Below are 26,437 nucleotides of genomic sequence, written 5' to 3'. Positions count from 1 at the left end.
CACGGGGCGTCAGTCGCCGTGCACCTCGTTGCCCGCGGCCCGTAGCGCGGCGACCGCCCTGGTCAGGTCGCCGGCCCTGACCAGGATGTGGTCGGTGTCGAAAGTGGACACGGTGACCAGCGCGACGCCGGCCGCGGCGAGCTCGCTGGACAGCGCGGCGATCACCCCGGTGAGCGTGACGGCCAGCGGCCCCCGCACGGACAGCAGCCGCCAGCCGCGCTCCACCTCGGCCTCGGCGGGGGCACGCTCGGCCGGACAGACGACCGACAGCTCCTCCGCGGTCCTGGTGACCGAGACCAGGCCCGCGCCGGCCGCGTCGAGCAGGCCGGCCGGCACGGGCGCGGCGGGGTCGAGCCGGGCCACGGCGTAGTCGCCGGGCCGGACGTCGATGCCGAGCCGGCGCATCAGCCTTCGAGCACCTTCGGGCTGGACGCGACCTCGGTGCCGTCGGGCAGGGTGGAGATGGTGAAGTCGGCGAACACGTTCTCCGCGGCCTTCTGCAGCTGCCGCAGGCACTCCACGGCCAGCGCGCGGATCTCCACGTCGGCGTGCTCGGTGGCACGCATCGCGATGAAGTGTCGCCACGCCCGGTAGTTGCCGGTCACGACGATCCGGGTCTCGGTGGCGTTGGGCAGCACCGAGCGGGCGGCCTGCCGGGCCTGCTTGCGGCGCAGCGTGGCGCTGGGCGCGTCGGCGAACCTCTCCTCCAGGCCGGCCAGCAGCTCGTTGTAGGCGTCGAGGCTGGCCTGGGTGGCGGCGAGGAACTTCGCGTGCAGCTCCGGGTCCCGCGCGATGACGTCCGGCTCGACGAACGCGGCGTCTCGCTCGGGCACGTAACGCTGGGACAGCTGCGAGTAGGAGAAGTGCCGGTGCCGGATGAGCTCGTGGGTGAGCGAGCGCGAGACGCCGGTGACGTAGAAGCTGGCCGACCCGTGCTCGAGCACCGAGAGGTGACCGACCTCGATGATGTGGTCGAGGTAGCCGGCGTTGGTCGCGGTCTTCGGGTTCGGCTTCTTCCAGGACTGGTAGCAGGCCCGCCCGGCGAACTCCGCCAGCGCCTGCCCCCCGTCGGCGTCGGTGGACCACGGGACGTCCTCCGGTGGGAAGAACTCCGTCTTGGCGATCAGCTGAACCCTTGGCGAGACCGTCTCGGCCACGTCTGTCTCCACTCCCTACTCCCTCTCCCGTGCCGCGAACTTCGACTCCCGGCAGGGTAACCGCCGGGCCCGACAGAACCGTCGTCGCGTTGCGGGACCGGCCGGGACCAGCACGGCACTACTCGGACACCAGACTTGACATCAATCCCGGCTTGACTGATGTCATCTATGGCGTCATATTGGCGTCATGGATCTGACACCGTATCTGGAACAACTCCGGGAGGATCTGGCGACCGCCGCGTCGGCCGGGGACGAGCAGACCCGGCGGACCGCGGCGGTGCTCGGCGCCGCGCTCGAGCCGGCGGCCCGGCTCGCCCTGATGAACGCGCTGTCCGACCTCGCCGCGGAGGTCACCGCGCACCTGGCGGACCACGTGGTCGAGGTGCGGCTGGACGGCCGGGACGTGCGCGTGGTGGTCACCGGCGGCGGGAGCGGCACCGACGGCGACACAGCACCACCGCCACCGCCACCACCACCGCCGACCGACGCCGGCGGTGACATCAGCCGGATCACGCTGCGCCTGTTCGAGCAGATCAAGGAGCAGGCCGAGCAGGCGGCCGCCGCCCAGGGCGTCTCGCTGAACACGTTCGTCTCCCAGGCGGTGCAGGGAGCGCTGCACGGCAAGGGGCACCGCCGCGACCCGCACTGGTCCGGCCCGAGCGACACCCAACTGCACGGCTGGGTCCGGGGGTGAACCATGACCGAGCAACCGAGTGAGCAGTCCACCGAGCGACCCGACGAGCTGGTCCGCACCCAGACGTTCCCCACCGACGGCCCGGTCGAGCTGGACGTGGACATCACCATCGGCAGGGTCGACATCCGGCTCGACACCCCCCACGGCACGGCCGGCGAGAACGGCGCGGCCGGCGCCGGGACGGGCGAGGCCGGCACGGGTGAGGCGAGCGTGGAGGTACGGCACGACCCGACGGCGCAGCAACCGTGGGCCGAGGGCGTGGCGCAGCTGCTGGGCTGGGTGGGCGAGCGGTTCGGCCCGCAGCTCGGCACCGACCTGCGGGGCTCTCCCGCCGAGGCGGTGCGGCAGGTGCGGATCGAGAAGCTGGGCAACCGCCTGGTCGTCCGCGGCCCGAAGGCCCTCGCCCTCCGCAACGTGCCGCTGGCGATCACCGTGCACGCGCCGGCCGGGTCCCGGCTGGACCTGCGGACGGGTGCCGGCGACGTCGCCGTCGCGGGCACGGCCGGCAGGGCGGACGTGGCCACCGTGTCCGGCGAGGTGAGCCTGGACCGGGTGGACGGGTCGACGACGGTGCGCACCGGCAGCGGCGCGATCCGGCTCGGCACCGCGCTGGCCGGCTTGCAGGTGCGCACCGGCAGCGGCGACGTCGAGGCGTCGTCGGTGGCCGACTCGGCGACCCTGGCCACCGGCACGGGTGACGTGTGGCTGGGGGTCACCGCGGGCCGGGTGCTGGTGCGCAGCGGTCGCGGCGACCTGTCCGTGGCCGAGGCCGCCTCCGGCGAGCTGGAGCTGATCACCGGGTCCGGCGACGTCCGGGTCGGGATCCGCTCGGGCGTGGCCGCGGAGGTGCGGCTGTCCTCCGCCTCCGGCCGCGTCGCCAGCGAGCTGGACGTGGCCGACAGCCCACCCGACGGGGAGGTCGCGCTGCGGGTGCGAGCTCGTACCGGCTCCGGCACCGCGCTGGTCACCAAGGCCGCCCGGTAGCGGCGGGCGGCGCCGTCAGCCGGTGTGGCACAGCGCGGCGAGCGGGGCGGCGAGGTCGCCCCGCTCGCCCACCTCGACGCCGGTCAGCTCCAACCACTCGGCCATCGCGCGCAACTCGGCGGCGAGCTCCGCGGCGACCCGGCCGTGGTCGGTGCCCGGTTCGGCGAAGGCGCCGGGCACCCGCAGCACGCCACGGGCCCGGTCGGCCTTGAGGTCGACCCGCGCGACCAGCTCGCCGTCGAGCAGGAACGGGAACACGTAGTAGCCGTGGACCCGCTTCGGCTCCGGAACGTAGATCTCGATCCGGTAGTGGAAGTCGAACAGCCGCTCGGTGCGCGAGCGCTCCCAGATCAGCGGGTCGAACGGGCACAGCAGGGCCCGGCCCGGCACCGCGCGGGGCACGCGGGCGGCGACGTGCCGGTACGCCTGCTGCCGCCAGCCGCGCACCCGCACCGGCTCGAGCACCCCCTCCTCCACCAGCTCGGCCACCGCCCCACGGCTCACCTCCGGGCCGAGCCGGTAGTAATCCCGCAGGTCGGGCTCGGTCGCGACGCCCAGCGCGGTGGCGGCGCGCATGGTCAGCTCGCGAGCGGCCTGGTCGGCGTCGACCCTGCGGGCGAGCACCTCCGGCGGCAGGACCCGTTCGGGGAGGTCGTAGAGCCGTTCGAAGCCGCGGCGGGTGCCGGTGGTGAGCTGGCCGAGGCCGAACAGCCACTCGCAGATCTTCTTCACCTCGGAGCGGTTCCACCACGCGCCGGGTGCGCGGTTCGCCGGCCCGGTGAGGGCCCGCTCGATCGCGCCCGCCCCGATCGGCCCGGACTCCTTGACCACGGCGAGCACGTCGTCCACCAGGGTGGGTGAGCGGTCGGCGATCCGGGCGTAGCCGCGCCACCAGCCCGGCCGCTTGGCCCCCGACTGCAGCAGCGGCCAGTCCTCGACCGGTACCAGGCTGGCCTCGTGTGCCCAGTACTCGACCAGCAGCCGCGGCCGGCGTGCCGAGTGCGCCCACGCGGCGTCGTCGACCAGCGCGGGGTCGTAGCCCCCGAGCCGGGCGAACACCGGCGCGTAGTGGGCGCGGACGACCACGTTCACCGAGTCGAGCTGCAGCAGCCGCACCCGGGACAGCACCCGGCGCAGGTGCCGCCGGGTGGGCGTCCCTGCCGGCCGCGGATCGGTGAAGCCCTGTGCCGCCAGCGCCGCGCGGCGGGCGGCGGCCACGCTCATCGTGTCCATCGGTCGGACATGGTGCCAGCGGGCGCCGACGTTTCCCGCTCGGCGGCCAGTCGCGCGGCCCGGTGAGCGGCCTCGGCGCGGACCACGACCAGCACGGCGACCAGCACCAGCACTCCGCCGGCGAGCTGGGCGGGGCCGAACCGCTCACCGGCGAGCAGCACGCCCAGCAGCACCGCGATCACCGGGTTCACGTAGGCGTAGGTGGCCACGGTGGACAGCGGTAGCCGGTCGAGGACGAACACGTAGGCGCTGTACCCGACCAGCGAGCCGGCGACGATCAGGTAGGCGAGGCCGAACCAGGACCGGGCGCTCACCGCCGTGACGTCGACCCGCTGCCCGGCGGCGAGGCCGGCCACGGCGAGCGCGACGCCGGCGGTGGTGAGCCCGACGGCGGAGGAGGCGAACGGGTTGGCCGGCATCGGAAGGCGGGTGCTGGCGACGGTGCCGACCGACCAGCTGGCGGCGGCGATCAGCACCAGCCACGGCCCCCACCACGCGGCGCCGTGCGCGCCCTCGGCCGGGCCGCCGAACAGCAGCAGCACGCCGAGGCCACCCAGGCCGAGCAGCACGCCGAGCACGGTGACCGCGGGCGGGACCTCGCCGAGCAGGCGGCGCAGCAGCAGCACGAACAGCGGGACGCAGGCGACCAACAGCGCGGCGAGGCCGGAGGCCACCTGGGTCTCGGCGACGGTGAGCACCCCCTGCCCGCCGGCGGCGAGCAGCAGGCCGACGAGGGCGGCCGAGCCGGCCTGCGCGCGGGTCATCCGCAGCGCGCCCCGCCCGGCGACCAGCAGCACGAGCACGAGCAGCACCGGACCGGCGACCAGGAACCGCAGCCCGGCGCCGAGCAGCGGGGGGAACGTGTCGACCAGGAAACGGATGGCGAGGTACGTGGACCCCCAGACCACGTACACGACACCGAGCGCCACCCACGCCGGCCAGGCTCTGTTGCTCATGACCCGGACTCTGCCATGAACCACCGACAAAAAGACAGTGGTTACCCGCCGCGGGCTGGCCCCACCGCGACGTCCCGAGCCGGCGGAAGGGCGGCATCGCGTAGGTTGCGGGGGCATGAGCACCGCCGAGGTCCGTCCCGCCACGCCCGCCGACGCCCCCGAGATCGCCCGCATCCAGCGGATGACCTGGCGCACGGCGTACGCGGAGTTGGTCGGCGACCGGGCACTGGCCGAGCTCGACGCGCCGGGCACCGAGCGGCGCTGGGCGGCGGCGATCGAGCATCCCGGCACGGCGGTGTACGTGGCCGTCGAGGGAGTGAGCACGGTGGGGTTCTGCGTCGCCGGGCCAGCGCCCGAGGAGGAGGTCGCCGGGGCGGACGGCGCGCTGCCCGCGGACGCCGCCAGGGTGGGCCTCGTCGCGACGATGCTGGTCGAGCCGCGCTGGGGCCGGCGCGGCCACGGCGGCCGGCTGCTGGCCACCGCCGCCGCGGGGCTGCGCGCCGCCGGTGCGGAACGCGGGATCACCTGGGCCGCCCAGTCGGACTCGGCGACCCTGGCGTTCTTCCGCCGCGCCGGCTGGCACCCGGACGGCACCGTGCGCACCCTGGACACCGGCGAGAAAACCCTCCGCGAGATCCGCCTCACCGGAACCCTCGACCTGCGCCTCGCCACTCCCTGACCCGGTCACTGGTGGCCGAGTTCGACCGCGAGTGGGAGATCGTGCTCGAGCGGGCGAAGCGGGACAAGACCATCACCGGCGTGCACGACATGCTGCACAAGTGGCGGCACCTCGCCTACCGCGAGCTGAAGGATCCCGGCGCGTACTACCGGTTGTTGGCCACCCTCGAGCAGGCGGCCCGACGCGGCCGAGGACCGGAGGGCAGCGTGCCCGGCTTCGAGGTCACAACCCTGATCGGCGACCGACTGGGCCGGCGCGTCGGCTGAGCGGAAATCGGTTGCCGGGGCCGGCGGAGGATCCGTAGCGTCGCGACCCGTGTCGGGGTGGCTGGTGGCGCTGGTGTTCGCCGTGTTCGTGTTCTTCACCGACGACTACGTCGTCGCCGGCGTGCTGCCCGAGATCGCCCACGACCTGAGGGTGAGCGAGGCCGCGGCCGGCCAGCTGATCACGGTGTTCTCGCTGACCATCGCCCTCGCCGCGCCGGTGGCGTCGGTCGTCGCCGCGCACTGGTCGCGGCGCCGCCTGTTCGCCGGGTCCCTGGTCGTGTTCGTCGCGGCCAACGGGCTCGCCGCGGTCGCCCCCGCCTACGGGCCGCTGGTCGCGCTGCGGGTCGGCGCCGCGCTCGCGGCCGCCGCCAGCACCCCGGCCCTGTTCGCCGTCACCGCGGCGCTGGCCCCCGCCGACCGGCGCGGCCGCTACCTGGCCGCCGTGTCGCTCGGCGTCACCGGCTCGCTCGTCGCCGGCGTTCCGCTCGGCACCTGGCTCGGCGCCGCGGTGGGGTGGCGCTGGACGTTCGCCGCGATGGCCGCCGCCGGTGTGCTCGCCTTGGCCGGCATCGCCGCCACCCTGCCGGCCACGCCGGCGCCACCGGCGACCGGCCTGCGCGAGCGGCTGCGCCCACTGGTCGCCGCGCCGGTCACCCTGGGCTTGGCCGCCAACCTGGTCACCATCCTGGCCAGCATGATGCTGCTGACCTACCTCGCGCCGTTCGTCCGCGAGCTGGCCGGCGCCGGGCCGGGCACCCGCGGCGCGCTGTTCGCCGCCTCGGGCCTCGCCGGGATGCTCGGCATCTGGCTCGGCGGCCTGGCCACCGACCGGTGGGGCCAGGACCGCACCCTGCTCGCCGGGATCGGCGCGTTCGTGGCCAGCATGCTGGTGTTCACCCTGCTGTGGCCGCTGCGCCCGATCCCCGTCGCCGTGGTCGTCCCGGTGGCACTGGTGTGGGCCGGATCGGCGTTCTGGAACTCGCCGGCCATCCAGGCACGGCTGTTCCTGCTGGCCGGTCCCTCCGGAGCGCAGGCGCTGGCACTCAACACCAGCTCGAGCTACCTGGGCACCGCGGTCGGCGGTGCGCTGGGCGGGATCCTGCTGGCCCACGCCGGCGTGGTCGCGCTCGCTCCCGCGTCGGCGATCCTCGGCGCCGTGGCACTGGCCGTCTTCGCCGCGGCCACCCGCGCCGGCAGGGTACGGACGCACACCTCAGCCGCCGGGCGGTGAGGGAAACCCGCGGGGCAGGACTGGGGACAACCCCAGAGGCCGCGGCGCGTCCTCCTGCTAGCGTGATGGCGGGGATCTCACCGGGAGGCGCGTTGGTCGGGTGGTTGTGCGTGACCCTCGGTGTCGCGTTCGGTTCGGCCATCGTGCCGCTGGTGAGCGTCGAGGTGTTCGTCCTCGGGCTGCTCAGCAGCGACCCGAGCATTCCCTGGCTCGCCGTCGGCTCCGTGGTCGCGGTCGGCCAGGTCGCCGGCAAGCTGCTGTTCTACCTCGCCGCGCGGGGCTCGATCCGGCTGCCGCGCGTGCTGCACGACCGGCTGCACCGGCAGCGGCCGCCGTCATCGCGACGCGACCGGTGGCGGGTCCGCACCAAGCGCGTCCGGGTGTGGGTCGAGGCGCTGCGGGAACGCTGCCACCGCCACCCGCACTGGATGACCGGCACCTACGGGGTCAGTGCCGTGCTCGGCCTGCCGCCCTACATGGCGACCACCGTGCTCGCCGGGCTGGTCCGGATGCCGCTGTCCACGTTCGTCGCCGCCGGCCTGCTCGGCCGCTTCGTCCGGTTCAGCACGCTGGCCGCCGCGCCGGCGCTGTTCGCCGGCTGGTTCCACCTCTAGACGGCCGCTGGGCCACCCAGCCGATGCCGACCGGCTACCGGTCGCGAGCCTCCAGCTCCACGGCCCTGCGCATGGTGCGCCGGGCCCGACCGCGGTCACCGGCGACGTCGTAGGCGTAGGCCAGCCGGTACCAGGTGCGCCAGTCGTCGGGGGCGGCCGCCACCTCGGCGCGCCGCTCCTCGAACCACGCGTCGGCGGCGGCGCGGTCGACCCGGCCGGACGGCCGGCGGGGCAACCCGGACACGTCGGGCAGCGCCCCCTCCGCGGCCAACTTGCGGGACAGCCGCTGGATTCGGGCGCCCGAGCGCCAGGTCACCACCGTCACCCACACCCCGAGCAGCGGCAGCAGCAGCACGCCGGCGCCGAGCAACACCGGCACCGGCTCCGCGGTACGGACCAGCGCCACCCCCCGCCCGGCGAGCAGCACGAGGTACACCGCGAGCGCGACGGTGAGCAGCACCGCGGCGTTGCGCGCCCTCACCGGGCGTCCCGACCGGCCACGAGCTCCACTCTCCCTACAGCTCCAGCACGTTCTCCAGGCCGACGGTCAGCCCCGGCCGGCGCAGCACCGAGCGCACCCCGAGCAGCACACCGGGCATGAACGACGACCGGTCCAGCGAGTCGTGCCGGATGGTGAGCGTCTCGCCCGTGCCGCCGAACAGGATCTCCTCGTGGGCGACCAGCCCGGGCAGGCGCACCGAATGCACCCGCACGCCCTCCACGGTGGCCCCGCGGGCGCCCGGCAGCTCGCTGGTCGTCGCGTCCGGTGCCGGGCCGAGCCCCGCCGCGGCCCGCGCCCGCCCGACCAACCGCGCGGTGTGCGCGGCGGTGCCCGACGGCGCGTCGGCCTTGCGGTCGTGGTGCAGCTCGATCACCTCGCAGGCCGGGTAGAACCGGGCCGCCTGCTCGGCGAACCGCATCGCGAGCACCGCGCCGAGCGCGAAGTTCGGCGCGATCAACACGCCCAACCCTGGCTCGGGGGTCAGCCACTCGCGCACCGTCGCCAGCCGCTCGTCGGTGAACCCGGTGGTGCCGACCACGGCGTGCACGCCGTGCGTCACGGCGAACCGCAGGTTGTCCATCACCGCGTCGGGGTGGGTGAAGTCGACCACCACCTCGGCGCCGGCGTCGACGATCCCGGCGCGGTCGTCGCCGGCGTCGACCGCCGCGACCAGCGTGGTGTCCGGGCTGCTCTCCACGGCCTGGACGACCTGGGCGCCCATCCGCCCTCGAGCGCCCAGCACCCCGACCCGGATCGGGTTGTCGTGGCCGCGGTCGGCCGCCTCCGTCATGACGCGATCACCTCGTGCAGGTCGGCGGGCAGGTCCTCGTCGGAAGCGTACGGTCCGACCACGGCGGCCGCGGAGACGGTCACCGGCCGGCCGCCGCGGCCCCGGCCGCGGAGCAGCTCGCGGGCCAACCGGCGGACGTCGTCCGTGGTGACCGCGTCGATCCGGGCGATCGTGTCGGTGACCCCGAGGTAGTGGCCGTAGTTCAGCTCGTTCTTGCCGATCCGGGACATCCGCGACGCGGTGTCCTCCAGGCCGAGCACCATGCTGCCGCGCAGCTGCCCCTTCGCGCGGGCCACCTCGGCGTCGTCGAGACCGTCCGCGGCGACCTGACCGAGCACCTCCCGCAGCACGGCGACCACCTCACCGAGCCGCTCCGGCTGGCAGCCGGCGTACACCGACAGGTGCCCGGTGTCGGCGTAGCCGGCGACCGACGAGTACACCTGGTAGGCCAGCCCGCGCCGCTCCCGGACCTCCTGGAACAACCGCGAGCTCATCCCGCCGCCGAGCGCGGCGTTGAGCACCGACAGGGTGAACCGCCGCTCGTCGTGCCGGGACGGCGCCGCGACGCCGAGCATGACGTGGGCCTGCTCGGTGTCGTCGGCGCGCAGCGCCAGCGTGCGCCCGGCCCGGACGCGAGCCCGACCCTGGCGGGGCGGTAGCGGGGTGTCCGAACCGGACAGCCGGTCGTGCAGCGCCGCGCGAACCAGCCGCAGCACGCGGCCGTGCTCGATGTTGCCGGCGACCGCGAGCACCATGTTCGGCAGCCGGTAGCGGCGCCGGTAGAAGGATCGCAACGCCCCGCCGGACATGCCGATGATCGACTCCTCGGTGCCGAGCACCGGCCGTGCCAGCGGGTGCCGGCCGAGGATGGCGCCGACGAACGTCTCGTGCAGCAGGTCCTCGGGGTCGTCGTCGCGCATGGCGATCTCCTCGAGCACCACCCGCCGCTCGGTGTCCACGTCGGAGTCGGTGCACAGCGCGTCGAACACCACGTCGGTGACCAGGTCGACGGCCAGCGGCAGGTTCTCGTCGAGGACCTGCGCGTAGTAGCAGGTGTGTTCCTTGGCGGTGAAGGCGTTGAACTCCCCGCCGACGGCGTCGATCTCCTCGGCGATCCGCCGGGCGTCCCGCCGCCGGGTGCCCTTGAACAGCAGGTGCTCCAGGTAGTGCGCGGCCCCGGCGAGCGCGGGCTGCTCGTCCCGGGAGCCGACGCCGACCCACAGCCCCACGGTGGCCGAGTGCGTTCCGGGCAGCTGCTCGGTGATCACCCGCAGCCCGCCCGGCAGCACGGTGCGTCGGACCACCGTCGGGCCCTTCTCGAGGGTGCGGGTGCTGCCCACGGGCTGCTCGTGCCCTGCGGTCTGTCGCGGCATGGGTTCCTGTTCGACGGGAGGGTTTCCGCAAGACCGGCCCGCCCTCCGCCCGAGTGGTGACCGGGCGGAGGGCGGGCGGCGTGTACGGCGTTACTTGCTGGCGTCGGCCTTCGTGTCGGCCTTCGCGCCGGACTGGTCGTCCTCGTCCTTGACCGGGACCAGGCTGATCTTGCCGCGACTGTCGATGTCGGCGATCTCCACCCGGATCTTGTCGCCGACGTTGACCACGTCCTCGACCTTGTCGATCCGCTTGCCGTTGCCCAGCTTGGAGATGTGCACCAGGCCGTCCTTGCCGGGAAGCAGCGAGACGAACGCACCGAACGCGGCCGTCTTCACCACGGTGCCGAGGAAGCGCTCCCCGACCTTCGGCAGTTGCGGGTTGGCGATGGCGTTGATCTTGTCGATCGCCGCCTCCGCGGACGGCCCGTCGGCCGCGCCCACGTAGATCGTGCCGTCGTCCTCGATCGAGATGTCCGCGCCGGTCTCCTCGGTGATCGAGTTGATCATCTTGCCCTTCGGGCCGATGACCTCGCCGATCTTGTCCACCGGGATCTTCACGCTGGTGACGCGCGGGGCGTACGGGCTCATCTCGTCCGGAGCGTCGATGGCCTCGGCCATGACCTCCAGGATGGTGATCCGGGCGTCCCGCGCCTGGTTCAGCGCGGCGCCGAGCACGTCGGACGGGATGCCGTCCAGCTTGGTGTCCAGCTGCAGCGCGGTGATGAAGTCCTTGGTGCCGGCGACCTTGAAGTCCATGTCGCCGAAGGCGTCCTCCGCGCCGAGGATGTCGGTCAGCGCGACGTACTCGGTCTTGCCGTCGATCTCGTCCGACACCAGTCCCATGGCGATGCCCGCCACCGATGCCCTGAGCGGCACGCCGGCGTTGAGCAGCCCCATCGTGGAGGCGCAGACCGAGCCCATCGACGTGGAGCCGTTGGAGCCGAGCGCCTCGGAGACCTGCCGGATGGTGTACGGGAACTCGTCCCGCTTGGGCAGCACCGGCACCAGCGCCCGCTCGGCCAGCATCCCGTGGCCGATCTCCCGCCGCTTGGGCGAGCCGACCCGGCCGGTCTCCCCGGTCGAGAACGGCGGGAAGTTGTAGTGGTGCAGGTACCTCTTGGTGGTCTCCGGCGACAGCGAGTCGATCTGCTGCTCCATCCGCAGCATGTTCAGCGTGGTGATGCCCAGGATCTGGGTCTCGCCGCGCTCGAACAGCGCCGAGCCGTGTGCCCGCGGCACCACACCGACCTCGGCGGTGAGCTGCCGGATGTCGGTCAGCCCACGGCCGTCGATGCGGACCTTGTCGCGCAGGATCCGCTGCCGGATCAGCTTCTTGGTCAGCGCCCGGAAGGCGGCACCGATCTCCTTGTCCCTGCCCTCGAACGGCTCGCCCTCGCCGACGCCGACCTCGGCCAGCACCCTGGCCTTGACCTCGTCGATGGTGCTCTCCCGCTCCTGCTTGCCGGCGATGGTGAGCGCCCTGGCCAGCTCGTCGTTGGCGACGGCGGCGACCGCGTCGTAGGCGTCCTGGGCGTAGGCCGGGAAGATCGGGAAGTCCCCGGTGGGCTTGGCGGCCACGTCGGCCAACCGCTGCTGCGCCTCGCACAGCACCCGGATGAACGGCTTGGCCGCGTCCAGGCCCCGCGCGACGACCTCCTCGGTCGGCGCGGTCGCGCCCTCGGCGACCAGGTCGACGGTGTTCTCGGTGCCCTCCGCCTCGACCATCATGATCGCGACGTCCTTCTCCCCCGACCCCACGATGCGCCCGGCGACCACCATGTTGAAGGTGGCCCGCTCCAGCTGCGACCAGGTCGGGAAGGCCACCCACGTGCCGTCGATCAGCGCCACCCGGACGCCGCCGATCGGGCCGGAGAACGGCAGGCCGCCGATCTGCGTGGAGGCCGACGCCGCGTTGATCGCCAGCACGTCGTACGGGTCGTCCGGGTGCAGGCTCTGCACGGTGACGACGACCTGTATCTCGTTGCGCAGGCCCTCGGTGAACGAGGGGCGCAGCGGCCGGTCGATCAGCCGGCAGGTGAGGATCGCGTCGGTCGAGGGCCGCCCCTCGCGGCGGAAGAACGCGCCCGGGATCCGGCCCGCGGCGTACATCCGCTCCTCGACGTCCACGGTCAGCGGGAAGAAGTCGAAGTGCTCCTTCGGCTGCTTGGACGCCGTGGTGGCGGACAGCAGCATGGTCTCGTCGTCCAGATAGGCGACGACGGCGCCGGCGGCCTGGCGGGCCAGCCGGCCGGTCTCGAAGCGGACGGTGCGGGTGCCGAACGGGCCGTTGTCGATCACGGCCTCGGTTTCGTGCACGCTGAACCCGCTTGTCTCGGTCATGGTTGTCGAACTCTCCTCGTTCCTGCGGACGGCGCCTGTCCCGCCGAGGGTCCCCACCCCTGTGAGCACCCACACGCCGGGCACACCCGAGGAGCGAGCCGGTCTTCGATCGAAGCCCCCGGGATCGACCCGGGAGCCACTACCGAGGACCGGCGGTGTCGTCCTCGCGCGCCTCGACGCTCGTCCGTGTTGTGTGTTGTCCTACCCGTGGTGCACCGAGGGGGAGCGACCGGCGGTCACTCCCCCTCGGCACGGGTCATCGGCGGAGGCCGAGCCGCTGGATCAGCGACCGGTACCGCTCGATGTCCACCCGCATCACGTAGTTGAGCAGCCGGCGACGACGGCCGACCAGCAGCAACAGGCCGCGACGGGAGTGGTGGTCGTGCTTGTGCACCTTCAGGTGCTCGGTGAGGCCGATGATCCGCTTGGTGAGCAGGGCCACCTGGGCCTCGGGCGATCCGGTGTCCGAGTCGTGCAAGCCGTACTCGGTCAGGACCGACTTCTTCTCGTCGGTGGACAGTGCCACGCGTTCAACTCCTCGTCATGGTTCTGCGGTGGGCCGGTGGGCCGGCCTCCCCGCGCTGTACCGTGCGGCCCGGCTCCCTGGGACGGCGTCATGGGGACACCGTCCGGAACACCGGGTAGTCGGTCGCGGCCGCCACGGACTGCAGCCGGACTCGGCTGTCTAGCGTAACAGCCGGGCTAACCGGCCGCTCCCGCGGCGAGGGCGAACCGCTCGACCGGCGTGTAGTGCGGCCCGCCGGGGCCCAGCTCGCTGGACAACAGCACCACCTCGGTGGCCGTCCAGCGCGGCCCCGCGTAGCCGGCCAGCAGGTCGACCCAGCGGCGTCGCTCGGAGCGGACCCGGCCCCTCGCCAGGGTGAGATGGGGGTGGAACGGGAGATCCTCCGTGGCGGCCCCGGCCGCGCCCCCGGTCGTGCCGTCGGTCGTGCCGGCGGCCGACGCCGGGCCGGTGGGATCGTCGACCGTGGCGCCGGCGGCCGCGGCGAGCGCGGTGAGCTGGCCGTCGACCCCCACCCACAGCACCCCGGGGAACGTGCCGGCACCGGTCAGCCGCAGCGCCGGAGCCGGCAGCCCGGCGAGCCGCCGGCGCAACCACGCCACCCTGGCCACCAGGTCGTCCTCGCCGTAGAAGCCGAGGGTGATGTGCCACTGGCCGGACGGCACCCAGCGCAGGCCCGCGCCGCGCGGCGCGACGGCCAGTGCCGCCTGCAGTGACCGCACCGCCTCCGCCGGCGGGACGACCGCGCTGAACAGGCGCATGCTCAGGAGTTCTTGCCCGCCCTGCGGAGCAGGTCGGCGATCGCCGGGAAGTCGGGGTCGAGCCGGTCGGCGGCCGCGACGAGGTCCTCGTCCTCGGCGACGTCCCGCAACGCGGCCAGCGCGGGCTGGTCGTCGGTCGCCGCGGCCACCGGCAGGGTGTCCCGGCCCACCCTCGGCCGGGACAGCCGGACGTCCTCCAGCGCGGCCCGCAGGGCCTCCTTCCGCCCGGCGGCGACGTCGGGGAGCAGGATCTTGCGTTCCAGCATGATCATCCGGGCGAGCACCACCGGGTTGCCGATCTTGGCCCGCCGCCCGCTCATCACCTGGCTCAACATCGGAGCGCTGATCCCCAGCACCTCGGCGAGGTAGGCCTGGGAGACGTCGAAGGCCACCACCAGCCGCCGCACCCGGTCGCCGAGCGGTTCCCCGTACCACTCGCGCTGCAACGCGACGTTGCGCTGGACGATCTTGTGGTCCTCCACGTGGCCCTGCTCCCCTTGACGGCGTCGGACGGGTTCCTCCTGCGAATGGTCCCCGAGCATCTTGCCAGGTAGGGCCGGCCATCCGGGGCAGATTCACCCAGGCGTTCGCATTCGCACCCGCCGACCGGTCGACGAGAGCGTCCGATCAGTCCACGCCCAGCGTCGCCCGGGTGCGGGCCACGTCGTCGGCGATCCGATCCACCAGCTCGCCCGGGTCGGCGAACCGGATCTGCCCGCGCAGCCGGTGGACGAAGTCCAGTGCCACGTGCTGGCCGTAGAAGTCCTCGTCGAGGTCGAGGACGTAGGCCTCCACCGTGCGCTCCCGACCGGAGAACGTGGGGTTGGTGCCGACCGACACGGCCGCCGGCAGCCGCTGGTCCGGCGCGGTGGCGCGGGTGAACCAGCAGGCGTAGACGCCGTCGGCGGGCACCGCGGCGAACCGGGGCGTCGACAGGTTGGCGGTGGGATAGCCCAGCGCCCTCCCCCGCCCCTCGCCGCGGACCACGATGCCCTCGAGCCGGTGCGGCCGGCCCAGCGCCTCGGCCGCCGCGGCGACATCGCCGGCGTCGATGCAGGAGCGCACGTACGTCGACGAGAAGGTGATCTCGCCCACCGGCTGGTCCCCGGTGGTGCCGTCGGGCAGGGTGCGGCCCTGCAGCTGCGCCGCGTCGACCACGAAGCCGAACCGCTCGCCGAGCTTGCGGAGCAACTCGACGTCGCCGGCGGCCTTGTGCCCGAACCGGAAGTTCCGGCCCACCACCACCACGGCCGCGTGCAGCTTGTCGACCAGGACCTCGTGCGCGAAGTCGTGCGCCGGCAGCCGGGACAGCTCCGGCGTGAACGGCAGCACGGCGAACACGTCGACGCCGAGCTGCTCGACCAGGTCGGCCTTGCGGCGCAGGGTGGTCAGCTGCGCCGGGTGGCTGCCGGGGCGGACCACCTCGGACGGATGCGGGTCGAAGGTGAGCACGACGCTCGGCAGGCCACGGGCCCTGGCCACCTCGACGGTCCGCCGGATCAGTGCCTGGTGCCCCCGGTGCACGCCGTCGAACACGCCGATCGTGACCACGCACCGCCCCCAGCCGCCGGGGAGGTCCGTCAAACCGCGCCACCGCTGCACTTGTCACTCCGCACTGTCACTACCGAACCGGCCCTTCGGCCCGGGTCCCGCCGAAGGGCCGGTCCCACCCTACAATGCTGGTCGCTGGCAATCCGACCGGAAGTGAGCCATTCGGCCAGGTCAGCACGTCGCGGTGGTCCGCTCACTTTCGGTCTCCTTGCGATGCCGGCGCCAGCACCACGACGGAGCGGGCCACGTCGCCGGCGTCGGCGGCGAGCGCGAGCGCGTGGCCGTCCGGATCGAACACGCCGTAGACGCCGGACCGGCCGGCGGGTGGGATGGGCCGGCCGTGCCGGACCGCTTTGGCGGTGGCCTGATCCACGTCGCGGCGGGGGAACGCGGCGGCGACCGCGGCGTCCAGGTCGTAGGACAGCTCGGGCCGCTGCTCGAGCTGGTCCAGCGTGCGCGCCGCGGCCAGGGTGAACGGTCCCACCGTGGTCCGGCACAGCGCGCCGAGGTGGCCACCGACGCCCAGCGCGGCGCCCAGGTCACGGGCGAGCGCGCGGACGTAGGTGCCGGAGGAGCACTCGACCACCACGTCGAGCTCGGCCCTGGTGTCCGTGCGGCGCAGGGCGAGCAGGTCGAAGCGGTACACGGTGACCGGGCGGGGCGGCAGGTCCACCCGCTCGCCCGCGCGCACCCTGGCGTAGGCGCGCCGGCCGTCGACCTTGACCGCGCTCACCGCGCTCGGCACCTGCTGGATGTCCCCGGTGAGCGCCGCGATGCCGGCCCGCACGGCCGGCTGGGTGATCTCGCCGACCGCCTCCGGCCCGGCCTCGGACAGCGGCTCGCCCTCGGCGTCGTCGGTGGTGGTGGCGGCGCCGAGGACGATGGTGGCGAGGTAGGTCTTGCGGTCCAGGGCAAGGTGACCGAGCAGCTTGGTCGCCCGCTCGACGCCCAACACGAGCACCCCGGTGGCCATCGGGTCGAGCGTGCCGGCGTGGCCGACCTTGCGGGTGCCGAGGATCCGCCGGACGCGGGCGACCACGTCGTGCGAGGTCATGCCGCCGGGCTTGTCGACGACCAGCAGCCCCGGCGGGGGTGGGGTGGGGCGTGGCACGCCGCGCACTGTAACGCGGCGGGGGAGCCGGGGATCAGGCCGCCGGGGCCACCGACTCCCGGTACGGAACGGGCACGTCCCACCGCCGTCGGCGCAGCCGGACCGGGACGTCCTCGCCGCGGGCCTGCGCGGCCAGCACCGCGGCCCTGGTCCGCCGGTACCAGACGGCCATCCGCCAGCTGCCGAACAGCAGCACGACCACCACCGACAGCAGCGCGACCCGGAAGTCGCCGCCGGTCGCCTCCAGCAGGACCCCGACCGTCAGCGCGGTCACCGTGGTGGCCACGAACCCGCCGACGTTGACCACGCCGGTGGCGGTGCCGACCCTGGGCAGCGGGTTGTAGTCCCTGGCCAGCGCGAAGCCGATCACCGAGGCGGGGCCGCCCAGCGAGAGGTAGCCGAACGCGGGGACCAGCACGGCCAGCGGGATCCGCCCCGGCCAGCTCAGCAGCACCGCCCACACCCCGGCGGCACCGGCCAGGTAGCCGATCACCAGTGGCATCCGCAGCGCGGGCCGGCGCCCGATGAACGCGCCGACCAGGGGGTTACCGACTATCGAGCCGGCCACGAACACCACGAGCAGCCCGCTCGCCGTGGTCGCCGGGTAGCCCTGGCCCTCCACCAGGAACGGCACGCCCCACAGCAGCACCAGCACGGTCGGGCCGAACATGGTGGAGAAGTGGGTCCAGAAGCCCAGCCGGGTGCCCGGCACCCGCCACGCGGCCGCGACCTGCCGAGTCACCTCACGCGGCGGGACCGGCCGGGACTCGGTGGTCCGGCGGGTCGGGGTGTCCCGCACGCGCAGTTGCACCGCGACGACGAACAGCATGGTGACCACCCCGGCGACGAGGAAGGTCGGCGTCCAGCCGGGGCCGGCCAGCAGCAGGGCCAGCGGGACGGTGGCGGCGAGGTTGCCGGCGAAGCCCAGCGCGCTGGTGAACGCGGTGACGGAGGTGTACTGGCGGCCGGGGAAGTGGTTGGCGGCCAGCCGCAGCACGGAGACGAAGCTGAGCGCGTCGCCGAGGCCGAGCACGCCGCGGGCGAGCAGGCCCAGCGGGTAGGAGTGCGCCACGGCGAGCAGGACCTGGCCGAGGCCGAGCAGCAGCAGCGCGGCGGTGAGCACGCGCCGCGGGCCGAACCGGTCGACCAGCACGCCGGTGGGGATCTGCATCGCCGCGTACACGCCGACCTGCAGCACGGTGAAGACACCGAGGGCGGCGGCACCCACGCCGAAGCGCTCGGCGGCGGGCAACGCGGCCACCCCGAACGACGTGCGGTGGAAGACGGCGAGGACGTAGACGGCGGCACCGACCAACCACACGGCCCAGGACCCCCGGCTGGCCCGCCGGATCATCGGGGGCGACGACCCACGCGCGGCGGGGGGCGACGAGGCCACGAGGCTCCCTTCGGACACGCGGGCGGGCGGGATGGCGGCGGTGCCACTGGTCGGGAAGCGGTGCGAAACGAGGCGGCGCCCCGATAGTTGTATCGCCTACGCAATCCCGAAACATACCCGTGACCCACGTGGAGTTCGCCACACCGTGTCCGCGCTCTGTGTACCGGTGTCCGCCGCCCGGGTACGGGTGTCCGCGCCGTGCGACGCCGACATCCGGTCAGGGAACGCGGACACGACCTGTGGGTCAGGCGGTGCGGACGGCACCGGTGACGGCCCAGCGGCCGGAACGCCAGCGGGCCACCACGGTCAGCAGCCGGAGCACCATGAACACCGACAGGCCGGTCCAGATTCCGCCGAGGCCCCAGCCGAGCCCGTGGGAGACCCAGATCAGCGGGAGGAACCCGAGCAGCGCGGCGGCCAGGGTCGCGGTGCGCAGGAACGCGGCGTCACCGGCGCCGAGCAGCACGCCGTCGAGGGCGAACACCACGCCGGCGACCGGCTGCAGGGCGACGAAGAACCACCACGCGTGCGGGATCGTGGCGAGCACGCCGGCGTCGGAGGTGAACGCCCGCGGCAGCACCGGCGCCAGCGCGGCGAACACCACGGTGAGCGCGCAGCCCAGGACCAGCCCGTAGGCGGTGACCTGGCCGGCCACCACCCGCGCCTGCCGGGCCGACCCGGCGCCGAGCGCGGCGCCGACCAGCGACTGGGCGGCGATCGCCAGCGAGTCCAGCACCAGCGCGAGGAACATCCACAGCTGCCACACCACCTGGTGGGCGCCGACCGCCTCGGTGGAGGTGCGAGCGGCCACCGCCGTGGCGGAGACGAAGCAGGCCTGGAACGCGAGGCTGCGCAGCACCAGGTCGCGGCCGAGTCCGAGCTGGGCGCGCACCACGGCGGGGCGGGGCCGCAGGCCCACCCGTTCCCGGGCGAGCGCACGCACGAACAGTCCGGCCGAGATCGTCTGGGCGACGACGTTGGCGACCGCGGAACCCTCCAGGCCCCAGCCGACCGGGTACACCAGGACCGGGCACAGCACGGCGGAGATCCCGTTGCCGGCCAGGACGTAACGCAGCGGGCGCACGGTGTCCTGCACCCCGCGCATCCAGCCGTTGCCGGCCACGGTGACCAGGATCAGTGGCGCGCCGAACAGCGCGATCCGCAGCCAGGACACGGCCCGGTCGGCGATGGCGGGGTCGCCGGACATGGCCAGCGCCACCGGCGCGGCGAGCAGCTGGCCGAGGCCCAGCACCACCAGCCCGACGGCCAGCGCCAGCCAGGTCGCCTGCGCCCCCTCGCCGACCGCGTCGGCGCGCCGGCCGGCGCCGTGCAGCCGGGCCGCCCGGGCGGTGGTGCCGTAGGACAGGAAGGTCAGCTGCGTGGACACCAGGGTGAGCAGCGCGCCGCCGAGGGCGAGGCCGGCCAGCGGCAGCGCGCCGAGGTGCCCGACCACCGCCGTGTCGACCAGGACGTACAGCGGCTCGGCGGCGAGCACTCCGAGCGCCGGGACCGCCAGCCCCAGCACCCGGCGCGCCGGCACCCGGTCCGCCACCGGCGAGGTCGCCGTCACCGCCGCCATCCCCCCATTTCCGTGGTCGTGCACGCGTTTCGCCGCGAGGCCGTGGCCGAGTCCGCCAGGCGCGCGCAAGGCCACGGTAGCCGCCGCCACCGACACGACCGATCGCACCGCCCAGCCCCAGTGCGGCACGCCTCATCCCAAAGAGCGCGCCATCCCCGTCCCCCACCCGGCCCAGCGCAGCGCCGCGAACGGTCGGGCGGGCCAACACGGGTTGAAGCCACATCCACTCCCCCACCCCATCCCGATCCGAAGCCGCCAACACAATCAGGCTTCGGGATGGGGTCCGGGACGCGGCAACTCAGGAGAAGACCACAGCAGACGTCAGCCGGCGACGCCAGCCAGTGCGGCCTTGATCCGGGCCACCACCTCGTCGGCGGTGCCGCGCACCGTGCACCCGGCCGCCAGCCGGTGCCCGCCGCCGCCCAGGGCGCGGGCGGCCGCGGCCACGTCCACCGCCTCCTTCGCCCGCAGCGACACCGTCCACTCCCCCGGCTCCAGCTCCTTGAGCACCGCCGCGACCTCCGCCTCCCGGGTGGACCGTACGACGTCGATCACGCTCTCCACCTCCTCCAACCGGACCGTGGCGACCAGCTCGGCCGGCACGACCGCGTGCACCAGGCCACGCCCCGCCGCCGCGGCCGGGTCGAGCCGGGCGCCGGCGAGCACGGCACCGAGCATCGGCAGCCACGCGAACGGGTGGTCGTCGACCAGCGCGCGGGTCAGCGGGTCGGGGTCGACGCCGGCCGCGAGCAGCCGCGCGGCCACGTGGTGGGTGGCCGGGCGGGCCCGGCGGAACCCACTGGTGTCGGTCATCACCCCGGCGTAGAGGCAGCGCGCCACCGGCTCGTCGAGCTCCGCGCCGAGCTCGTCGATCAGCCGCAGCACCAGCACGGCGGTCGCCTCGGCGGTGCCGTCCACGACATCGTGGGTGCCGTAGCGGGTGTTCGTCGCGTGGTGGTCGACGACCAGCACCGGGACCCCGGCGGCGACCGCGGCCGGCACCCGCCCGCCCAGCGCCCCGAGCCGAGCGGGGCTCGCCGTGTCCAGCACGACCAGCAGCCCCTCCCCCGCCGGCAACGTCGCGGGCGGCACCCACAACCCCTCGGTGTCCAGGCCGCGCAGGCCCTCCGGCGGCTCGGCCGGGTCGGCGAACGACACCCGCACCCGCGCGCCGCGGCGCCGCAGCACCAGGCCGAGCGCGAGCGCGCTGCCCAGCGCGTCGGCGTCGGGCCGGACGTGCGCCAGCAACGTCACGTCGGTGGCGGCGCGCAGCAGGTCGGCGGCGCGGGTGAGGTCGGTCTGGAGGGTTCCGGGCACGGGGCGTCCTTCACGGGTGCGGGCGGCTGGGGGTCGACACCGGGCAAGTTACGCTCTGGCGCCATGCCCGAGTACGCGATCCTCGTCTACCCCTCGGCCAACCGGGTCTACACCGACACCGCACCCCGGCTGCTGCGCGCCGAGCTGCGGGTCTTCGCCGACGCCGTGCTGTCGACCCCGGTGGGCGAGATCGGGCAGGAGCGGATGGGCGGAGTGGACTACGTGACCTTCGCCACCGAGCGCCCGCTGTCCGCCGCCGACGTCGGGTTCCTGTCCGACCTGTCCGCCCGGTACGCGTTGTTCGAACGCACCGGCGAGCTGCTGCGGCCGCTGCCGGTGGATCCGCTCGACCGGTTCGACTCGGACCTGCTGACCATCCCCAAGTACTCCGGCAAGACCAACGAGCTGTTCACCAAGCTGCTGCTCAACGTGACGCTGATGGCCACCGACCGGCCGGCGGCGATGCGGGAGCGGGCGCTGCACGTGCTCGACCCGCTGTGCGGCCGGGGCACCACGCTGCACCAGGCCATGATGTACGGCTACTCGGCCACCGGGCTGGACGTCGACGGCCGCGACTTCGAGGCCCACGAGCAGTTCCTCAAGACCTGGTTGCGCACCAAGCGGATCAAGCACCGCGCCGAGTCCGGGCAGGTGCGCCGCAACAAGGTGCGCCTCGGCCGGCGGCTGGAGGTCGAGTTCGGCCTGACCAAGGAGGCCTACAAGGCCGGTGACACCCGCCGGCTCACCCACCTGCAGTGCGACACGCTGACCACCGACGAGCTGGTCCGGCCCGGCTCGGTCGACGTCGTCGTCGCCGACGCGCCCTACGGCATCCAGCACGGCAGCCACCGCGCCCAGACGCCGGGAGTGACCCGCAACCCGCGCGAGCTGCTCGCCGCCGCGGTGCCGGTGTGGACCAGGGTGCTCCGCCGCGGCGGCGCGATGGGCATCTCGTGGAACACCCACGTCGTCGACCGGGCCGAGCTGGTCGCGATCCTCGAGCGGGCCGGCCTGGAGGTGCGCACCGGCGGCCCGTTCGAGGAGTTCGTCCACCGGGTCGACCAGGCCATCGTGCGCGACCTCGTGGTGGCGAGCAAGCCACGCTGACGTTGAGCTCGCCGATGTCGGTCAGCCGCGGGAGTCCGGGCCGGTGAACTCGTCGGTCTCCTCCGGCTCCTCCTCGCGCGGCGCGCGGTAGGGGTCGGGGTCCCCCGCCGGCCGTGCCTCCGTGGCCCGGCGGGCCACCTCGGCGTCGGCCTCCCTGGCCTTGGCCAGGAGCTCCTCGATCCGCCGCGCGTCCTCGGGAACGCTGTCGGCGACGAAGGTCAGCGTCGGGGTGTACCGGACGCCGGTGCCCTCCCCCACCTTGCTGCGCAGCACGCCCTTGGCCGACTCCAGTGCGGCGGCGGCACCGGCGAAGTCCGGCGGGACGTCCAGCCGCTCCCCGCGGACGGTGTAGTACACGGTGGCGTCGCGCAGGTCGCCGGTGACCTTGGCGTCGGTGATCGTCACGTGGCCGAGGCGCGGATCCTTCACCTCGTGCTCCAGCGCGGACGCGACGATCTGCGCGATCCGCTTGGCCAACCTGCGGGCGCGTGCCTGATCGGCCACGGCGCACCCCCTTCTCGTTCGGGAAACGGGTAGCTACTCGTCGTCGGGCCCGATGAGGCGGCGCCTCGCGGACAGCAGCTCCAGCTCGGGACGCTCGGCCACCAACCGCTCGCAGCGGTCGAGCACGTCGCGCACGTGCGCGGCGTCGGCGGCCACCACGGCGACCCCGACCAGGGCGCGCCGGTGCAGGTCCAGGTGGCCGGCCTCGGCCACGGACACGTCGAACCGGCGGCGCACCTCGGCCAGCAGCGGACGCACCGCGGAGCGCTTCTGCTTCAGCGACCGGACGTCACCGAGCAGCAGGTCCAGCTCGAGCGAACCGACGTACAACGGGCATCACCAGGTCATCGACGACAGTGACGAGCGGAGCCCGGTGGGGGCCAGGGCGTGCCGGGTCCCCACCGGGCCGGTGGCTCAGCTCCGCGGCTTCTCCCGCTGCTCGTACGTCTCGACGACATCGTCGACCTTGATGTCGTTGTACGAGCCGAGGGTGAGACCGCACTCGAAGCCGTCACGCACCTCCACCACGTCGTCCTTGAACCGGCGCAGCGAGTTGACCGGCAGATTGTCCGCGACCACCACGTTGTCCCGCAGCAGCCGCGCCCTGGCGTTGCGCCGGATGATCCCGGAGGTGACCAGGCAGCCGGCGATGGTGCCGACCTTGGAGGACTTGAAGACCTCGCGGACCTCCGCCCTGCCGAGCTCGACCTCCTCGTACTCCGGCTTGAGCATGCCCTTGAGCGCCTGCTCGATCTCCTCGATCGCCTGGTAGATCACCGTGTAGTAGCGGACGTCGACGCCCTCGCGGGTGGCCCGCTCGGTCGCCTTGCCCTGCGCCCGCACGTTGAAGCCCAGCACGATCGCGTCGGACGCGGTCGCCAGGTCGATGTCGCTCTCGGTCACCCCGCCGACGCCGCGGTGGACGACGTTGAGGTCGACCTCGTCCCCCACCTCGAGCTGCATCAGGGCACTCTCGAGTGCCTCGACGGTACCCGAGTTGTCACCCTTGATGATCAGGTTGAGGGTGTTGGTCTCCTTCAACGCGGAGTCCAGGTCCTCCAGGCTGACCCGCTTGCGCTTGGCCGCGTTCTGCGCGTTGCGGATCCGGGCCTGGCGGCGCTCGGCGATCTGCCGGGCCACCCGGTCCTCGTCCACCACGAGGAACGTGTCGCCGGCACCCGGCACCGAGGTGAACCCGATGACCTGGACCGGCTGCGACGGGGTCGCCTCGGTGACGTCGCGGTTGTACTCGTCGACCATCCGGCGCACCCGGCCGTAGGCGTCGCCGGCCACCACCGAGTCACCGACCCGCAGCGTGCCGCGCTGCACCAGCACGGTCGCCACCGGACCGCGGCCGCGGTCGAGGTGCGCCTCGATCGCCACGCCCTGGGCCTCCATGTCGGGGTTGGCCCGCAGGTCCAGCGCCGCGTCCGCGGTCAGCAGGATCGCCTCGAGCAGCCCGTCGATGTTGATGTTCTCCCGGGCGGAGATGTCGACGAACATCGTGTCGCCGCCGTACTCCTCGGCGACCAGGCCGTACTCGGTGAGCTGCTGCCGGATCTTCTGCGGGTTGGCGCCCTCCTTGTCGATCTTGTTGACCGCGACCACGATCGGCGCCTTCGCCGCCTGGGCGTGGTTGATCGCCTCCACCGTCTGCGGCATCACGCCGTCGTCGGCGGCGACCACGATCACCGCGATGTCGGTGGCCTGGGCACCGCGGGCACGCATGGCGGTGAACGCCTCGTGACCCGGGGTGTCGATGAAGGTGATGAGCCGCTCCTCGCCCTCGAGCTCGGTCTCGACCTGGTAGGCACCGATGTGCTGGGTGATGCCACCGGCCTCGCCCTCGTGCACCTTCGTCTTCCGGATGGTGTCCAGCAGGCGGGTCTTACCGTGGTCGACGTGGCCCATCACGGTGACCACCGGCGGCCGGACCCGCAGGTCCTCCTCGTCGCCGGCGTCCTCGCCGTAGGTGATGTCGAAGGCCTCGAGCAGCTCGCGGTCCTCCTCCTCCGGGCTGACCACCTGCACGGTGTAGTTCATCTCCGAGCCGAGCAGCTCGAGGACCTCCTCGGACACCGACTGGGTGGCCGTGACCATCTCACCGAGGTGGAACAACACCTGCACCAGCGAGGCCGGGTTGGCGTCGATCTTCTCGGCGAAGTCGGTCAGCGACGCGCCGCGGGGCAGCCGGACCGTCTCGCCGTTGCCCTTGGGCAGGCGCACCCCACCCACGGTGGGCGCCTGCATGTTGTCCATGTACTCCTGGCGCTTCTGCCGCTTCGACTTGCGGCCCTTGCGCGAGGGGCCACCGGGGCGGCCGAACGCGCCGGCCGCGCCACCGCGACCACCGGGGCCGCCACGACCACCGCGGAAGCCACCACCGGCGGGCGGGGCACCGGGACCACCCCGGAAACCGCCGCCACCGCCGCCACCACCGGGGCCGCCGCGGAAACCACCGCCGCCACCGCCGCGCGGACCGCCACCGCCGGGACCACCCCGGCCGGCACCGGCGCTGGTGCGGCCACCGGGACCACCGCGGCCACCGGCGGGACCACCCGGACGCGGCGGGCGGGTGGGCATCATGCCCGGGTTCGGGCGCGGCGGCATGTTGCCGGGACTGGGCCGGTTGCCGCCGGGCGCGCCACCGGGACGGGGACCCGCGGCCGGCCGCTCACCGCCGGGCCGCGGTGCCCGCTCACCGCCCTGACCCGGACCGGGCCGGGGCGCGGCGGGGCGGGGCGCCGAGCCGGAGCCGACGCCGAACGGGTTGTTGCCGACCCGCGGCGTGCGCGGACCCGGCTTCGGGCCGGGCTTGGGACCCTGCGGCTTGGGCGGCACCACGGAGCCACCGCTGGCGGCCGGGCTCGCCGGCTGCGCGGGCTGCGGCTTGGGACCCGGCCTGGCGGCCGGGGGCTCGGCCGGGGTGGGCGCGGGACCGGGCTTGGGGCCGGGCTTCGGCCCCGGCGGCCCCGGCGGCCCTGGCTTGGTCGCGGGCCGGGCGGCCTCCGACTGTGCGGGCACCGACTTCACCGGGGCAGCAGCAGTGCTCGTCCCGGCCGTGCCGTTACCGCTGGTCGCCGCGGGCTTCTTGCCGGCGGCCCTGTCCTGCTTGCCGTCCTTGCGGGCGAACGCGTCGCGCACGCGGCGGGCGACGGGCGCCTCCACCGTGGACGACGCGGACTTCACGAACTCGCCCTGCTCCTTCAGCTTGGCGAGAACTTCCTTACTCGTGACCCCGAGCTCTTTCGCGAGCTCGTGTACGCGGGCTTTGCCTGCCACTGCTCTCCTCAACTGGTGAGGTCGGCGGCGCAACCCGCTGACCTCGTCCTATCGTCGCGCGTTCATGGCTTCAGCTTCACGGCTGACTCATGACGGGTCGACCTGCTTCCTTCGTTCCCACCGGCCCCGGGAGGTTCCCGGTGCCGCGTCCTGCACGGGCCGCGGCGGTGCGGACCGCTCGGCCTGCCACTCGAGATGATGCCGTAGCTCCCCGGTGGCGAGCACCCCGGACACCCGTAACGCCCTGGGGAAGACCCGCCGCCGTTCGGCCTTGGCCAGGCACTCCGGGCTGCGGTGCAGCCACGCACCCCGCCCGGGCAGCCGCCGACGTTCGTCGACGACCACGTGCCCGTCCCGCGCGACGACGCGCAGCAACTCGGCGGCCAACGCCCGCTGCCGGCACCCCACGCAGGTGCGAACCGGATGATCTCCGTGCTCGCGGCGTGCGGAACTCGGCCTCGGACCTTGCACCACCGCCAAGTCTAGC

General features: G+C 74.0%; 27 protein-coding genes. 7 read left to right on the top strand and 20 right to left on the bottom strand.

The genetic code is table 11. The annotated features are described in order from the left end of the window. Positions 1–9: 9 nt before the first annotated feature. Together BM051_RS14805 and thyX are read right to left on the bottom strand one after the other, a co-directional pair. Positions 10–405: an ACT domain-containing protein gene (locus BM051_RS14805; protein ID WP_092530713.1), complete on the bottom strand. Its 396-nt coding sequence runs from the start codon at positions 403–405 to the stop codon at positions 10–12. After that, complete coding sequence (gene thyX / locus BM051_RS14800) at positions 405–1,157, bottom strand: FAD-dependent thymidylate synthase (protein ID WP_092530712.1); 753 nt, start codon at positions 1,155–1,157, stop codon at positions 405–407. The genes BM051_RS14805 and thyX overlap by 1 nt, the downstream gene beginning before the upstream one ends. A 187-nt stretch (positions 1,158–1,344) precedes the next feature. Here thyX and BM051_RS14795 point away from each other — a divergent pair, with 187 nt between their 5' ends. Together BM051_RS14795 and BM051_RS14790 are read left to right on the top strand one after the other, a co-directional pair. Continuing rightward, a complete protein-coding gene (locus BM051_RS14795) occupies positions 1,345–1,851 on the top strand; it encodes a toxin-antitoxin system HicB family antitoxin (protein ID WP_092530711.1) in 507 nt (168 codons plus the stop codon). A gap of 3 nt (positions 1,852–1,854) precedes the next feature. Beyond that, entirely contained in the window at positions 1,855–2,835 is a 981-nt protein-coding gene (locus BM051_RS14790) for a DUF4097 family beta strand repeat-containing protein (protein WP_092530710.1), read from the top strand. A gap of 15 nt (positions 2,836–2,850) precedes the next feature. On the opposite strand, the gene BM051_RS14785 is transcribed toward BM051_RS14790, so the two are convergent. Together BM051_RS14785 and BM051_RS14780 are read right to left on the bottom strand one after the other, a co-directional pair. Beyond that, positions 2,851–4,068: a winged helix-turn-helix domain-containing protein gene (locus BM051_RS14785; RefSeq protein ID WP_092530709.1), complete on the bottom strand. Its 1,218-nt coding sequence runs from the start codon at positions 4,066–4,068 to the stop codon at positions 2,851–2,853. After that, positions 4,056–5,024: an EamA family transporter gene (locus tag BM051_RS14780; RefSeq protein WP_092530708.1), complete on the bottom strand. Its 969-nt coding sequence runs from the start codon at positions 5,022–5,024 to the stop codon at positions 4,056–4,058. The genes BM051_RS14785 and BM051_RS14780 overlap by 13 nt, the downstream gene beginning before the upstream one ends. A gap of 115 nt (positions 5,025–5,139) precedes the next feature. Between BM051_RS14780 and BM051_RS14775 the strand changes: the two genes are divergently transcribed. From BM051_RS14775 to BM051_RS14760, 4 genes are all read left to right on the top strand, one after another. Further along, entirely contained in the window at positions 5,140–5,703 is a 564-nt protein-coding gene (locus BM051_RS14775) for a GNAT family N-acetyltransferase (RefSeq protein ID WP_092530707.1), read from the top strand. A gap of 11 nt (positions 5,704–5,714) precedes the next feature. Then, positions 5,715–5,969, top strand: coding sequence for a DUF6247 family protein (locus BM051_RS14770; protein ID WP_092530706.1), 255 nt, complete (start codon positions 5,715–5,717; stop codon positions 5,967–5,969). Positions 5,970–6,018: 49 nt separating this feature from the next. Continuing rightward, entirely contained in the window at positions 6,019–7,200 is a 1,182-nt protein-coding gene (locus BM051_RS14765) for an MFS transporter (protein WP_092530705.1), read from the top strand. A 92-nt stretch (positions 7,201–7,292) separates the two neighbouring features. Beyond that, the gene (locus tag BM051_RS14760) at positions 7,293–7,814 is read left to right on the top strand and encodes a YqaA family protein (protein ID WP_177216934.1); all 522 of its coding nucleotides are present in this window, start codon (positions 7,293–7,295) and stop codon (positions 7,812–7,814) included. Positions 7,815–7,848: 34 nt separating this feature from the next. Here the strand turns inward: BM051_RS14760 and BM051_RS14755 are convergent, their stop codons facing one another. From BM051_RS14755 to BM051_RS14700, 12 genes are all read right to left on the bottom strand, one after another. Further along, entirely contained in the window at positions 7,849–8,295 is a 447-nt protein-coding gene (locus BM051_RS14755; protein WP_092530704.1) for a hypothetical protein, read from the bottom strand. 34 nt (positions 8,296–8,329) lie between these two features. Then, on the bottom strand, positions 8,330–9,106 hold the full coding sequence (dapB, locus tag BM051_RS14750) for a 4-hydroxy-tetrahydrodipicolinate reductase (RefSeq protein WP_092530703.1): 777 nt from the start codon (positions 9,104–9,106) through the stop codon (positions 8,330–8,332). Next, positions 9,103–10,479, bottom strand: coding sequence for a M16 family metallopeptidase (locus BM051_RS14745; RefSeq protein WP_092530702.1), 1,377 nt, complete (start codon positions 10,477–10,479; stop codon positions 9,103–9,105). The genes dapB and BM051_RS14745 overlap by 4 nt, the downstream gene beginning before the upstream one ends. A 90-nt stretch (positions 10,480–10,569) precedes the next feature. Beyond that, the gene (locus BM051_RS14740) at positions 10,570–12,819 is read right to left on the bottom strand and encodes a polyribonucleotide nucleotidyltransferase (RefSeq protein WP_092530701.1); all 2,250 of its coding nucleotides are present in this window, start codon (positions 12,817–12,819) and stop codon (positions 10,570–10,572) included. 256 nt (positions 12,820–13,075) lie between these two features. Further along, positions 13,076–13,345, bottom strand: a complete 270-nt coding sequence (gene rpsO, locus BM051_RS14735; RefSeq protein ID WP_092530700.1) for a 30S ribosomal protein S15 — start codon at positions 13,343–13,345, stop codon at positions 13,076–13,078. Positions 13,346–13,521: 176 nt separating this feature from the next. Beyond that, on the bottom strand, positions 13,522–14,103 hold the full coding sequence (locus tag BM051_RS14730) for a 2'-5' RNA ligase family protein (RefSeq protein WP_092530699.1): 582 nt from the start codon (positions 14,101–14,103) through the stop codon (positions 13,522–13,524). Positions 14,104–14,105: 2 nt separating this feature from the next. Further along, a complete protein-coding gene (locus BM051_RS14725; RefSeq protein WP_092530698.1) occupies positions 14,106–14,585 on the bottom strand; it encodes a helix-turn-helix domain-containing protein in 480 nt (159 codons plus the stop codon). Positions 14,586–14,730: 145 nt separating this feature from the next. Next, complete coding sequence (locus BM051_RS14720) at positions 14,731–15,705, bottom strand: bifunctional riboflavin kinase/FAD synthetase (RefSeq protein ID WP_092530697.1); 975 nt, start codon at positions 15,703–15,705, stop codon at positions 14,731–14,733. Positions 15,706–15,847: 142 nt separating this feature from the next. Continuing rightward, positions 15,848–16,765, bottom strand: coding sequence for a tRNA pseudouridine(55) synthase TruB (truB, locus tag BM051_RS14715; protein WP_208325972.1), 918 nt, complete (start codon positions 16,763–16,765; stop codon positions 15,848–15,850). A gap of 34 nt (positions 16,766–16,799) precedes the next feature. Beyond that, on the bottom strand, positions 16,800–18,119 hold the full coding sequence (locus tag BM051_RS14710) for an MFS transporter (protein ID WP_092530695.1): 1,320 nt from the start codon (positions 18,117–18,119) through the stop codon (positions 16,800–16,802). A 286-nt stretch (positions 18,120–18,405) separates the two neighbouring features. Then, positions 18,406–19,740 carry an MATE family efflux transporter gene (locus BM051_RS14705; RefSeq protein WP_092530694.1) on the bottom strand — a complete coding sequence of 445 codons (1,335 nt, stop codon included), beginning with the start codon at positions 19,738–19,740 and terminating at the stop codon, positions 18,406–18,408. Positions 19,741–20,061: 321 nt separating this feature from the next. Then, on the bottom strand, positions 20,062–21,057 hold the full coding sequence (locus BM051_RS14700; protein WP_092530693.1) for a DHH family phosphoesterase: 996 nt from the start codon (positions 21,055–21,057) through the stop codon (positions 20,062–20,064). Between the two features lie 63 nt (positions 21,058–21,120). Between BM051_RS14700 and BM051_RS14695 the strand changes: the two genes are divergently transcribed. Continuing rightward, on the top strand, positions 21,121–22,164 hold the full coding sequence (locus BM051_RS14695) for a TRM11 family SAM-dependent methyltransferase (protein WP_092530692.1): 1,044 nt from the start codon (positions 21,121–21,123) through the stop codon (positions 22,162–22,164). 21 nt (positions 22,165–22,185) lie between these two features. On the opposite strand, the gene rbfA is transcribed toward BM051_RS14695, so the two are convergent. The 4 genes from rbfA to BM051_RS14675 form a co-directional block, all read right to left on the bottom strand. Further along, a complete protein-coding gene (gene rbfA, locus BM051_RS14690; protein WP_092530691.1) occupies positions 22,186–22,668 on the bottom strand; it encodes a 30S ribosome-binding factor RbfA in 483 nt (160 codons plus the stop codon). 33 nt (positions 22,669–22,701) lie between these two features. Continuing rightward, positions 22,702–22,998 (bottom strand): DUF503 domain-containing protein, encoded by a 297-nt coding sequence (locus tag BM051_RS14685; protein WP_092530690.1) that lies wholly within the window; start codon positions 22,996–22,998, stop codon positions 22,702–22,704. A gap of 84 nt (positions 22,999–23,082) precedes the next feature. Continuing rightward, on the bottom strand, positions 23,083–25,950 hold the full coding sequence (gene infB, locus BM051_RS14680) for a translation initiation factor IF-2 (protein WP_092530689.1): 2,868 nt from the start codon (positions 25,948–25,950) through the stop codon (positions 23,083–23,085). A gap of 87 nt (positions 25,951–26,037) precedes the next feature. Further along, positions 26,038–26,424, bottom strand: coding sequence for a YlxR family protein (locus BM051_RS14675; protein WP_092530893.1), 387 nt, complete (start codon positions 26,422–26,424; stop codon positions 26,038–26,040). Between the last annotated feature and the right edge of the window lie 13 nt (positions 26,425–26,437).

Origin of the sequence: Amycolatopsis arida, assembly GCF_900115565.1 — a bacterium.
Taxonomy (GTDB): Bacteria; Actinomycetota; Actinomycetes; order Mycobacteriales; family Pseudonocardiaceae; genus Yuhushiella; species Yuhushiella arida.
This window is presented reverse-complemented; position numbering and strand designations above follow the sequence as displayed.